This window comes from Paraburkholderia sp. MM5482-R2, assembly GCF_050436125.1.
GTDB lineage: Bacteria > Pseudomonadota > Gammaproteobacteria > Burkholderiales > Burkholderiaceae > Paraburkholderia > Paraburkholderia tuberum.
This window is the reverse complement of sequence record NZ_JBNDLP010000002.1, coordinates 1340371-1352752: the sequence shown is the minus strand read 5'-3', so window position 1 is coordinate 1352752 and position 12382 is coordinate 1340371. Positions and strand designations below refer to the sequence as shown.

The window sequence follows — 12382 nt, the reverse complement described above, 5'->3', positions numbered from 1 at the left end:
TTACTTCGCCGACACCGGCCGCACCGCTGCCGCTGCCTGCAGGGCACGCGAGCGCGCTTCCCCGATGTTCCCGCCGGTCGCGAGCGCGACGCCCATGCGACGTTTGACGAAGCTTTCCGGCTTTCCGAACAGGCGCAGATCCGCATTGGGCACCGCAAGTGCGGCCGCGACGCCTTCGAACGCGATGCCGGCCTCGTCGCGACCACCGTAGATCACCGCCGACGCGCCCGCCGCCCGCAACGACGTATCGACCGGCAGGCCGAGGATCGCGCGCGCATGCAGTTCGAACTCCGAGAAGCGCTGCGAGCACAGCGTGACGAGCCCCGTGTCGTGCGGACGCGGGCTGACTTCCGAAAACCATACGTCGTCGCCGCGCACGAAAAGTTCCACGCCAAACAGGCCGCGGCCGCCGAGCGCCGCCGTCACCTTGTGCGCGATCTCGCGCGAACGCTCGAGCGCGAGCGGGCTCATCGGCTGCGGCTGCCACGATTCGACATAGTCGCCCGCGACCTGCACGTGGCCGATCGGATCGCAGAAATACGTGCCGACCGCACCGCTCGCCGGGTCGATCGCGCGCACGGTGAGCTGCGTGATTTCATATTCGAAGTCGATGAAACCCTCGACGATCACGCGCCCGAAATTCACGCGGCCGCCCGCCATCGCGTACTGCCAGGCGGGTTCGACGTCGGCGTCGCCGCGCAGCACCGACTGCCCCTTGCCCGACGACGACATCACCGGTTTCACGACGCACGGATAGCCGACCTTCGCGATGCCCGCGCGCAGCTCGTCGAGCGAATCGGCGAATGCGTACGGCGAGGTCGCGAGGCCAAGCTCCTCCGCAGCGAGGCGGCGGATGCCTTCGCGGTTCATCGTCAGTTGGGTGGCACGCGCGGTCGGGATCACCTCGGCAAGCGCCTCGGTTTCGATCGCGGCGAGTTCGTCGGTGGCGATCGCCTCGATTTCGGGGACGATCAGATGCGGGCGCTCCTGCTCGACCAGTGCGCGCAGCGCGGCGCGGTCGGTCATGTCGATCACATGCGCGCGATGCGCGACCTGATGGCCCGGCGCGTTCGGGTAACGGTCGACGGCGATCACTTCGACGCCCAGCCGTTGCAGCGCGATGATCACTTCCTTGCCGAGTTCGCCGGCGCCGAGCAGCATCACGCGCGTCGCGGATTCAGAAAGGGGCGTGCCGATCCGTTGGCCGATCTGCATGGGAACTCCAGATAAAAGTCGGGATGAGGGTGGGACTGGATAGACCGCGATGTTAACATGCGGGCCCCTTGCCGCGCGGCGCTCAGGGTGCGCTTTGGGTGCGCTTTGGGTGCGCTCGCGAGGCCGTGGCGGTCGAGCGGAACCGTGCCGCCGCGTCGACGTTCGCAGCCGCGATCACGTCACCGCGAGCATCGCTCGCGCACGACAAGCTTAGTACGTTACCCTTACGCCTTCGCCAGTTTGAACAGGAACGACGCCATGCTCATCCGCTCCCGCCCGCGACCTCTTGCGCGCATCATTCCGTGCCTGCGCACGGCCGTCGCCGCGTTGAGCATCGCCGCGCTGCTCGGTGCCTGCGCGATTCCGAAGCATCCGGACTCGTCGGCGCCGCCGCCTGATCCGTTCAATCCCGCCGCCGCGCAACTGCTCGACGACACCAGCTGGGTGCTGAGCTCGTGGAAGAACGCCGACGGCACGGCGCGCGCGGTGCCGTCGAAAGATCAGAAGCCGCTCACGCTGACGTTGTCGACCGAAGGCGGCCGGCGTCACGCGAGCGGCTTTTCCGGTTGCAACCGCTTCATGGGTTCGTACATGCTGAAGGACGGCAAGCTGAGCTTCGGTTCCCTCGCCGGCACACGCATGGCGTGCGTCTCGCCGGGCGGCGACATCGAGAAGCCGTTCCTCGACGCGCTCGAACGCATCGATCGCACCGGCGTGCAGATGCGAGCGCCGCAGCAGATGCAGCTGATCCTCGACAACGGCGACACCCTGATGTTCGATCGCAGCGACAAGTGATGCGAGTTTGCGCCGCGTTCGTGATTCGCGCCGGCCTTCGAAGCCGCGCGCTGCGCCGTTTAAACTCGACGGATTGCGCTTCTCGCGCGCTCCGTCATTCGTAGATGTCTGGTATGCACACGGTAGTTTTCGGCTGGTTCGGCGGGTCGGCCGTCTGGTTCATTCCTCTTTTGTGGCGCCTCGTGAAGTCGATGCTGCCGGGCGGCGCGGGTCTGCGCGGCCCCGGCACGATCCGGCTGTGGCTCGGCTTCGTCTGCGTGCTGATCGCGAGTTGCACGCTTGAGGGCTCGCTGACCGGCATTGCCGGCATCAATGGTTTCGGTCATGCGCTCGCCGCGGGGCTTGGACATCTGCTCGGCCATGTCGGCACGCCGCTCGCGGCGCTCGCGCTGCTCGTGATCAGCCTGCCGTGGCTCGTCGACTTCCGCTGGAGCGACGTCGCCGTTTGGGCCGACGGCGCGTTCGGCCTCGGTCTGTCGCGGGGACTCGCGAAGCGCGACGAGGATGCGCGCCGCCACCGCAGCGTCGACGACGGCGCGCCGTCGCATGTGTCGCCTGCTACCAACACGATGGCGCCACGCAATAACAAGGGTCGCTACGCGCGGCCGACGGTGTGGCGTCCGCCCGCGAGCGGGCGCGGCGCGGGCTCCGCCGCTGCTGCCGGCACCGCGGCGGCTGGCATCGCGGTTAGCAAGGACGCTTCCGCCCGTGGCGCCGGCGCAAGCTGGCGAGCCGATGCGGCCGCTGACGCGGCGCGCGGGCCGGTCAAGCAGACCGAGCCGGTGCTACGCACGGGGTCGGGCGCGTCGCCGCGCCCGGCAACGTCGACGGCAACGCAGGCGCTGCATGCGGACAAGGCTGCGGACAGATCCGCCGCACCATTCGTGCCGACCGAGCCGGTCGCGCCGGCCGGCTGGCTGCGCACCACGGAGCCGCGCGCGGCGACGGCGGCGGCATCGCTGGGTGCGGCGGGTGCATCGGCCGCATCGGGCATGTCGGCTCGTGATGGCGCTGCGCAGATCGGGCGGCGCTCGGTCGGAGATCAGCGTGCGGCCGCGTCGTTCGGCTCCAGTGCCGCGTTGGCGGCGACGGCCGCCAACGCGGCCGGCGTGTCGGCGCGAGCGGCACAGGCAATGGCGGGCCGCGCCGCCGCGTCGGGCGCCGGTGTCGGCATCACAGCGGGATCGATGAATGCCGCGGGCCGCGCAAGCCGCCCGTCGTCGCTGCCACGTCCGGCCGACGGCAGCGCGCCGCTCAATCGCGGCGCGACCCCGCGTCAACCATTCCCGGCCGCTTCGCGCGCCAACAGCGTGACCTCGCCGTCGACCGTGCGCCGGCCTACACCGAACTTCACTGGAACGATGACGAACGCGTCGACGGTCGCGCCGCCCGCGAGCGTCGAGGAAACGCTGCGCAGCATCGCGGAAAACGCCGCGCGCTGGACCGACATGGCCGGCGTGAGCCTGGCGCGCAGCCGTGGCGCCGATAGCACGAAGATTGGCGATGCAGAGCGTGCGTCGACGACGTTCGATGTGCCACCGGCGCAGCGGGACGTGCTACCTGTCGAAAACGGCGAGACGGTTGCGGCGCCGCAGGCGCAGAGCGTGGAGAGTTCGGCGCGGATGGTGTCGCCGGCGCAGTCGCAGCAAGAAACCGCATCGGTCGAGTTGCCGGCTGAGCGTGCGGTGGCCGAGTCCGAGAGGTCGGTCGAGGGCGGCAACGAAGCAGTTGCGCAATGGCCGACCGAACCGCCCGTCATTCATGCGCCGCTTACGGCTGCGCCGCAGACGACGACTGCAATCGAGTCGGTGGCCGACGTGGCTGCTGCGGCTGTCGAATCCGCGGTTGTCGAGCCATCGGCATCCGCTGTGGCTGAACCTGCCGCCACCGAACCCGCCGCAAGCGCGCCGCAACATGAGTCGCCGACGGCGACGCCATTCGAGCGCTTCGCAGCCAGCCTACGGGACGATGCTTCGCAAGAAGACGCACCGGCGGTCCAAAACGATTCGACGCAGACAGCAACAAACACCAGCGTCCCGGCATCGCAGAGGGAGGAATCCGCGCGAACCGTCGAACCGGCCAGCGCCGACACCGCGACGCCTCCGCAAGCGCTGGCTCCGGCAGCCGAAATCGTCATCGACAAGACGCTCGTGCCTTGGGAGAGCAAGCTCGGCCCCGCCGCGGCTCAACGCGCGGCCGCGTCGGCGGACTCGCCGCAGACGGAGGCCGCCGCGCCGTCGAGCGCAAGCGTGCCGCCGGGGTCCGGCGCGACGGTCTCGGAGCTCGCCAGCGAAAGTGCGCAGTCAGGTGAGCCCGCGACGTCGCACGCCCCTGCCCTGCCCGCTGTGAACGAGCCCGCGAACGAGCCCGCGAACACCCCCGCAAACGACTCGCCGTCGTCGACTTCGACGAGTGCGGCGAACCTCGCTATGCCGGCAACCGCACCGGCCGTCGTCTCGAACGTAGTCCGTTTCCCGGGCTTCGCCGCGCCGGCGACCAGCATCGAGCCTTCGGTCGGCGCAAGCGCAACGCCTGTCGCGAACACGCCGGCCGCCGAACCGTCGCGCGCTCCGTCGCCCGGTCCGTCGTCTTCGCCAGCGCTAACACCGCAGGTCCAATCCGCCGACCAACCCACTGCCGAGCCCGCCGCCCGCCCGCCGCTGCCCGGCCACGCGCCGGTCAACGGCTTCGAGTTCCATGCGCCGGCCGCATCGATGGTCGAACTGCCGACGCTCGATCTGCTCGCCCCCGCCGATGCCGACATCGAACCGATCCCGGATGAAAAGCTCCGCGAAACCGGCCTGCTGATCGAGCAGCGCCTGCAGGAATTCAAGGTGCCGGTGACGGTGGTCGGCGCATCGGCGGGTCCGGTCATCACACGCTTCGAAGTCGAACCGGCGCTCGGCGTGCGCGGCAGCCAGATCGTCGGTCTGATGAAGGACCTGTCGCGCGGTCTCGGTCTCACGTCGATCCGCGTGGTCGAAACGATTCCGGGCAAGACCTGCATGGGCCTCGAACTGCCGAACGCGAAGCGCCAAACGATCCGCCTCTCGGAAATTCTCGAGGCGAGCGTCTACCAGAACTCGCACTCGCGACTCACGCTTGCGATGGGCAAGGACATCACCGGCCATCCCGTCGTCGCCGATCTCGCGAAGGCGCCGCACATGCTGGTGGCCGGCACGACCGGCTCGGGCAAATCGGTCGCGATCAACGCGATGATCTGCTCGCTGCTGTTCAAGGCGACGCCAGAGGAAGTGCGCCTGATCATGATCGACCCGAAGATGCTCGAACTTTCGGTTTACGAAGGGATTCCGCATCTGCTCGCGCCGGTCGTCACCGACATGAAGCTCGCGGCCAACGCGCTGAACTGGTGCGTCGGCGAAATGGAAAAGCGCTACCGGCTGATGTCGGCCGTCGGCGTGCGCAATCTCGCCGGCTTCAACCAGAAGATCCGCGACACCGAGGCGAAGGGCAAGAAGCTCGGCAACCCGTTCTCGCTGACGCCCGATGCGCCCGAGCCGCTGGCGCCGCTGCCGCTGATCGTCGTCGTCATCGACGAGCTCGCCGACCTGATGATGGTCGCCGGCAAGAAAATCGAGGAGCTGATCGCGCGGCTCGCGCAGAAGGCGCGCGCGGCCGGCATCCACCTGATCCTCGCGACGCAGCGGCCGTCCGTCGACGTCATCACCGGTCTCATCAAGGCGAACATTCCGACGCGCGTCGCGTTCCAGGTGTCGTCGAAGATCGACTCGCGCACGATTCTCGACCAGATGGGCGCCGAGTCGCTGCTCGGCCAGGGCGACATGCTGTTTCTGCCGCCGGGCACCGGCTACCCGCAGCGCGTGCACGGCGCGTTCGTCGCCGACGAGGAAGTGCATGCGATCGTCGAATATCTGAAGCAGTTCGGCGAGCCACAATACGAGGAAGGCATTCTCGACGGCCCGGCCGCCGATGGCGGCGCGGCCCAGGACCTGTTCGGCGAAGCGCCGGAGGCGGAAGCCGATCCGCTGTACGACGAAGCAGTCGCGTTCGTCGTACGCACGCGGCGCGCGTCGATCTCGTCGGTGCAGCGGCAGTTGCGCATCGGCTATAACCGCGCGGCGCGGCTCGTCGAACAGATGGAGACGGCCGGCCTCGTGTCGGCGATGAGCATCAACGGTAGCCGCGAAGTGCTGGCGCCGGGGCCGGCGGAATGAGCGCCCGGTGAATCGCTAACCGGGTCGGCGATGATCCGGAAGAAAAAACGGACAGCCTCAGGATGTGAGCTGTCCGTTTTTCATTTACCCGCGCGTGCCGCGCATCACGACGGTGATACCAGCTTGAAGTCGACCGGCGAGCCGAGGTCGAAATGCTGCTTCGGATTCGGATCGAGCAGCCCCGTCTGCGGATCGCGCTTGAACACATAGACCGTGTCGCTCAGCTGATTGCCGACGATCAGCCAGTTGCCGGTCGGATCGATGGTGAACTCGCGCGGTGATTTGCCGAGGCTCGACTGCTGGCCGATCTGCTTCAGGTGTCCAGTGGCGGGATCGACCGAGAAGATCACGATCTCGTTCGCGTCGCCGCGATTGGACGCATACACGAAGCGTCCGTCCGGCGACATATGGATCGCCGCCGCGCCCACCTTCCCCTTGAAGTCAGGCTCGCTCAATGGCAGCGTCTGCACGAGCTTCAGCCTGCCGTCGTGGTAGTCGAACGTGCTGACGGTCGCCGCGAGTTCGCTCGTCAGATACGCGTGCTTGCCGTCCGCGCCAAAGATCAGATGGCGCGGACCCGTGCCGGCCTTCTGCTGCGTGTAGCCCCAGTCCGTTGCGATGAATGGACCCGCGCCGGCGCTGCTCTGCGGCGCGTAGCGGTACGAGTACAGCTTGTCGGCGCCGAGGTCCTGCGCGAACAGATAGCGGCCGTCAGGCGAGAACACAGTCGAATGCACGTGCGAGTTGTCCTGCCGCCCTTTCACCGGACCGCCGCCCTCGTGATGCACGGTCTGCACCGAGGTGCCGACCTGGCCGTTCGCCTGCAGCGGAAACACCGCGAAACTGCCGCCCGGATCGGGCGCGACCGAATAGTTCGCGCCCAGCAGATACTTGCCGTCCGCCGAGATGCTCAGATAGCACGGATCATTGCCGTCCGACGACACCTTGTTCAGAAACGTCAGTTGCCCGCGCGCGGCATCGAAGCCGAACGCGCTGATGCCGCCGCGCTGCGTGGCCGGGCCGTTGTCACCGGGCAGTTCGTTGACCGAATAGACGAAGCGGCGGTCGCGGCTCACGACCAGAAACGACGGATTGACCGTCTGCCCGACCGACACCTGGGTCGCCGCGCCCGTCTTCGTATCGAAGCGAAAGACGTAGATGCCCTCGCTCTTGCCGCTGGTGTAAGTACCGACCAGCATCGTATAGACGCCGTCCGCGGGGACCGGGCCAGAATCTTGCGCATACGCGTGCGAAGCAACAATCGAAACCATGAGCGCGAAACCTTTTATTATCGAACGGGCGGCGCGCAACGGCGTTGGCCGCGTTGCGCGCCGGGCGGTGCTTTCCGCCGTGCAATCCACGGCAGATGGAGCGGCGCGGTCAGCGCCACGCGGACGGGAACCCTGAAAGGCAACACTGGCAAGAACAGAAGTAAAAACGGAAGTCGGAACTGGGCGCACGGCAATACGCCCGACGGCACGGCGACTGTGAAGCATGAGACCTCCTCGACATCGGTTGTCTGGTACGGGCTCGCGTATGAGCCGGGGTACGAGCGGTTGTAACGGTGTCTGGTCTGCCGCGCCGCGAATCGAGCGTCGTTCCACGTTGTTGTTGTCGAAGTCAGTATAAGAGCGTCAGGTCGGATCATGCAGTGAATCCATCGCTGCGGCACGGTCTGCGCCAGCGGCTTGGGTCCCGCGCGGCGGGACGTTTTTCAATCGTTTTCTCAATCGCGCATCACGCGTCTCAACCACGGAGTCTCCATGAACGTCACTCTCAGCCTGGGCCCGCTCGTTTCGCTGATCGCCGGCATCCTGATCCTGATCATGCCGCGCCTGTTGAACTACATCGTCGCGCTCTACCTGATCATCATCGGCATCATCGGGATCTTCGGCGTGGGCTCGTCGCATCTGTGAGCGACAGGCGCCGCGACGCCGGGCGCGAGATTTGCGTCCCGTATCGAGGTGGTTTCGCACGAAGGGAAGGTTCGCTGGGTGCCAGCGCCACTCGCCCGTGTGAGAGCGCGGTAAATGTCACGCCATGACATATGCGGGAAGCGGGCATCGCGCGCAAGATGGACGCGCGCGACCGCCCGCGCCACGCGAACGATCGACCTGACGCGACGCGGCGTGAAGATACGGATAGGAAATGCGAAGGCGCGGTACGAAGGGATGCGGCGAATGGCCGGCGCGGATACGCCAGGAACCTGCGCTACGAACGCTCGGCCCTACCGCTCAACCGTTCGCCAGCTGTTCGAGCCGCAGGCGCCCCTGCAATGACAGCGCGCCGACCGCATAATGATCGGCATCCTGCTGATAGCGCCGGAAGCAGGCCCGCTCGACCAGGAAGGAGGCGGCAGCCAGCATGCCGTTGCGGCTCAGGCCGAGCCGGCCATGATCGAGCGGCAGCATGGAGTCGCCGGCAAGCTGGCTGGCGGCCGAGAGAATCGTGATGCAATCGGATTTCGAAGGGTTCAGCATGGCTTTCGTCCTCGGAAACGGCGTCTGCAACCGCCATGAGCAAGGCCGATTCGCAGTCCGGCAGCTCGCTGGACATCGGCATGAAATTTGATTGTATGCATGGATTTGACAATTTTCCAACCCGCGTTTTGCCGCACTGTGCGGTGAACCAAACACTGCCGATCGTGGTCCGGTAATAACGCCCACTCGAAGCGCGGCTGCTGTGGCCGTCCGTAATAACGACTCGTTTTCCGACACGCTTTCCATGCCTGCACACATCGAAGACTACGCACTCATCGGCGATGGCCATACCGCCGCGCTCATCTCCCGCGAGGGTTCCGTCGACTGGCTCTGCTGGCCGCGCTTCGACTCGGGCGCCTGCTTCGCCGCGCTGCTCGGCTCGCCCGACAACGGCCGTTGGCTGATCGCCCCCGCCACCGAGGGCGAGCACGGCGCGCCGACCATCACGCGGCGCTATCGCGGCGAAACGCTGATCCTCGAAACCGACTTCGAAACGCCCGACGGCGCCGTCACGCTGATCGATTTCATGCCGCCCGGCAACGGCTGGTCGGAGCTGATCCGCATCGTCGTCGGCAAACGCGGCACCGTGCGCATGAAGATGGAACTCGTGCTGCGCTTCGACTACGGTTTCTCGATTCCGTGGGTCGACAAGCTCAAGCACGACAGCGGCATCAAGGCGATCGTCGGTCCCGACAACGCGGTGCTGCGCACGCCGGTCGAACTGCACGGCGAAGACATGAAGACCATCGCGGAATTCACGGTAACCGAGGGCGAGCGCGTGCCGTTCTCGCTCGCGTACGCGGCGTCGCATCTGCGCATTCCGCCCGCGCGCGATCCGCACACGTCGCTCGCGCGCACCGAAAACCACTGGCTCGAATGGGCGGCGCGCGGCACCGTCGAAGGACGCTGGGCCGGGCCGATCCGCCGCTCGCTGATCACGCTGCGCGCGCTCGCCTACGAGCCGACCGGCGGCATCGTCGCGGCGCCCACCACGTCGCTGCCCGAGCGGCTCGGCGGCACGCGCAACTGGGACTACCGCTACTGCTGGCTGCGCGACGCGACCATCACGCTGCTCGCGATGATGCGCGGCGGCTACTACGACGAAGCGCGCGCCTGGCGCAGCTGGCTCGGCCGCGTGATGGCGGGCGCGCCGGACCAGTTGCAGATCATGTACGGCATCGGCGGCGAGCGGCGCCTGCCCGAATCCGAAATCGACTGGCTGCCCGGCTACGAGGGCGCGAAACCGGTGCGCATCGGCAACAATGCGGTCGGGCAGCGTCAGCTCGACGTCTACGGCGAGGTGATGAACGCGCTGCATCTGGCGCGCGTCGGCGGCCTGCAGGCGGACGTCACCGCGTGGAGCGTCCAGCGCGCGCTGCTCGAGCACCTGAGCACGATCTGGCGCGAACCCGACGAAGGCATCTGGGAGACGCGCGGCGGCCCCGAGCATTTCACGTTCTCGAAGGTGATGGCGTGGGTCGCGTTCGACCGCGCGATCCGCTCGGCCGAAATGTTCAAGCTCGACGGCCCCCTCGACGAATGGCGCGCGACGCGCGACACGATCCACGCCGAGGTCTGCGAGAAGGCGTGGAATCCGCAGCTCAACGCGTTCTCGCAGTACTACGGCAGCGATCAGCTCGACGCGAGCGTGCTTCTGATGCCGCTGGTCGCCTTCCTGCCGCCGCAGGATCCGCGCATCAAGGGCACGGTCGAGGCGATCGAGCGGGACCTGATGCACGGCGGCTTCGTGCTGCGCTACCGCACCACGGAATACGACGACGGCTTGCCACCGGGGGAAGGCACCTTTCTTGCGTGTTCGTTCTGGATGGTGGATAACCTTGCGCTGCAGGGACGCGTGCAGGAAGCAACCGAGATGTACGAGCGGCTGCTCGCGCTGTGCAACGACGTCGGCCTGCTGTCCGAGGAGTACGACCCGGTCGATAAACGTCTCGTCGGCAATTTTCCGCAGGCGTTCTCCCACGTGGCGCTCGTGAACACCGGACTGAACCTGATGAAGCACGAGCAGGAGATGGCGCAGGCGACCGGCCATCCGGCGCATGACGGCATCCGCGCGATGGAGCTCGAGGTTCAGGCAAGCCCTGATAGCGGCGAAGCAGCATCGCCATTAGCATGACGCAGTGACAATTTGCGTACACTGAATGCGAATATTGTTGCATTGCACAAATTTGCCTTATTCGATATTATCGATCTGACTGTCGGCCGACAATAATGTGCCTACAACCACAATGGCCCGCCGCAACGCCTCACGCGTGTTTGCGAAGCCCCATGCGAACCGCTTAAAACGGAGCAAACATGCTCTATCAATTTCATGAATTCCAGCGGGCGATGTTGAGCCCCCTCACCGCCTGGGCTCAGGCCGCATCGAAATCATTTGCGAATCCGGCCAGTCCGCTAGCCTATGTTCCGGGCGCCACGCGCCTTTCCGCCGGCTACGAACTGCTTTACCGGCTCGGCAAGGACTACGAAAAGCCCGAGTTCAATATTCACCAGATTGTCAAAGACGGCCATAACATTCCGATCGTCGAGCAGACGTTCATCGAAAAGCCGTTCTGCCGCCTGATGCGCTTCAAGCGCTTCGCGGACGATAGCGAAGCTGTCAGCCAATTGAAAGACGAACCGGTCGTGCTCGTCTGCGCACCGTTGTCAGGACACCACGCCACACTGCTACGCGATACCGTGCGCACGTTGCTGCAAGACCACAAGGTCTACATCACCGACTGGCTCGACGCGCGCATGGTGCCGCTAGAAGCCGGCTGGTTCGGTCTGAACGACTACATCGCGTATATCCAGGAATTCATTCGCCATATCGGCGCGAAGAATCTGCACGTGATCTCGGTGTGCCAGCCGACCGTGCCGGTGCTCGCCGCCATTTCGCTGATGGCGAGCCGCGGCGAGGACACGCCGCGCACGATGACGATGATGGGCGGCCCGATCGACGCACGAAAAAGCCCGACCTCGGTCAATTCGCTGGCCACGCAGCACTCGTACGAGTGGTTCGAGAACAACGTGATCTTCACGGTGCCGCCGAACTATCCCGGCGCGGGCCGCAAGGTCTATCCCGGCTTCCTGCAGCACACCGGTTTCGTCGCGATGAATCCGGAGCGTCATGCGGCGTCGCACTGGGATTTCTACCAGAGCCTGCTGCGCGGCGACGAGGACGACGCCGAAGCGCACCGCCGCTTCTACGACGAGTACAACGCGGTGCTCGACATGGATGCCGATTATTACCTCGACACGATCCGCGTCGTGTTCCAGGAGTTCCGTCTTGCCGAGGGCACGTGGGTCGTCAACGGCGAACCGGTGCGGCCGCAGGACATCACGACGACCGCGCTGTTTACGATCGAAGGTGAACTCGACGACATTTCCGGCGACGGCCAGACTTACGCGGCGCACGACTTGTGCAGCGGCATTCCGACGAAGAACAAGCGTCACTTCACTGCGGAGAAATGCGGCCACTACGGCATTTTCTCGGGCCGCCGCTGGCGCACGATCATTTACCCGCAATTGCGCGACTTCATTCTCGAGCACAACAAGGCAGCAAAAACGGCGAAAGAAAAAGTCGAAGCCTGAGCATCAAACTTGCACTAGCATATAAAAAGCCAACGGTCCCGTTCGAGGCCGTTGGCTTTTTTATCGCGCTTTGTTCGTGATACTGATTTTTTGCCACGGCCATGA

The 12382-nt window shown here is 66.0% G+C and carries 9 protein-coding genes; 6 read left to right on the top strand and 3 right to left on the bottom strand.

What is annotated here, in order from left to right:
* Nucleotides 1-1215, bottom strand: a complete 1215-nt coding sequence (gene purT, locus OKW37_RS09125; protein ID WP_429406889.1) for a formate-dependent phosphoribosylglycinamide formyltransferase — start codon at nucleotides 1213-1215, stop codon at nucleotides 1-3.
* 258 nt (nucleotides 1216-1473) lie between these two features.
* On the opposite strand from purT, the gene OKW37_RS09120 reads away from it, so the two are divergent.
* Together OKW37_RS09120 and OKW37_RS09115 are read left to right on the top strand one after the other, a co-directional pair.
* The gene (locus OKW37_RS09120; RefSeq protein WP_184021557.1) at nucleotides 1474-2010 is read left to right on the top strand and encodes an META domain-containing protein; all 537 of its coding nucleotides are present in this window, start codon (nucleotides 1474-1476) and stop codon (nucleotides 2008-2010) included.
* A 113-nt stretch (nucleotides 2011-2123) separates the two neighbouring features.
* A complete protein-coding gene (locus OKW37_RS09115; RefSeq protein WP_429406891.1) occupies nucleotides 2124-6206 on the top strand; it encodes a DNA translocase FtsK in 4083 nt (1360 codons plus the stop codon).
* Nucleotides 6207-6310: 104 nt separating this feature from the next.
* Here OKW37_RS09115 and OKW37_RS09110 read toward each other — a convergent pair whose 3' ends face one another.
* The gene (locus OKW37_RS09110; protein ID WP_429406893.1) at nucleotides 6311-7702 is read right to left on the bottom strand and encodes a lactonase family protein; all 1392 of its coding nucleotides are present in this window, start codon (nucleotides 7700-7702) and stop codon (nucleotides 6311-6313) included.
* Nucleotides 7703-7969: 267 nt separating this feature from the next.
* On the opposite strand from OKW37_RS09110, the gene OKW37_RS09105 reads away from it, so the two are divergent.
* On the top strand, nucleotides 7970-8122 hold the full coding sequence (locus tag OKW37_RS09105) for a DUF3096 domain-containing protein (RefSeq protein WP_013088853.1): 153 nt from the start codon (nucleotides 7970-7972) through the stop codon (nucleotides 8120-8122).
* A 318-nt stretch (nucleotides 8123-8440) separates the two neighbouring features.
* Here OKW37_RS09105 and OKW37_RS09100 read toward each other — a convergent pair whose 3' ends face one another.
* Nucleotides 8441-8686, bottom strand: a complete 246-nt coding sequence (locus OKW37_RS09100) for a hypothetical protein (RefSeq protein WP_090803648.1) — start codon at nucleotides 8684-8686, stop codon at nucleotides 8441-8443.
* Between the two features lie 35 nt (nucleotides 8687-8721).
* Here OKW37_RS09100 and OKW37_RS09095 point away from each other — a divergent pair, with 35 nt between their 5' ends.
* From OKW37_RS09095 to OKW37_RS09085, 3 genes are all read left to right on the top strand, one after another.
* Nucleotides 8722-8862, top strand: a complete 141-nt coding sequence (locus OKW37_RS09095) for a hypothetical protein (protein WP_184059442.1) — start codon at nucleotides 8722-8724, stop codon at nucleotides 8860-8862.
* Nucleotides 8863-8930: 68 nt separating this feature from the next.
* On the top strand, nucleotides 8931-10820 hold the full coding sequence (locus OKW37_RS09090) for a glycoside hydrolase family 15 protein (protein WP_184045804.1): 1890 nt from the start codon (nucleotides 8931-8933) through the stop codon (nucleotides 10818-10820).
* A 179-nt stretch (nucleotides 10821-10999) separates the two neighbouring features.
* Nucleotides 11000-12277 carry a polyhydroxyalkanoate depolymerase gene (locus tag OKW37_RS09085; RefSeq protein WP_184059444.1) on the top strand — a complete coding sequence of 426 codons (1278 nt, stop codon included), beginning with the start codon at nucleotides 11000-11002 and terminating at the stop codon, nucleotides 12275-12277.
* Nucleotides 12278-12382 lie beyond the last annotated feature (105 nt).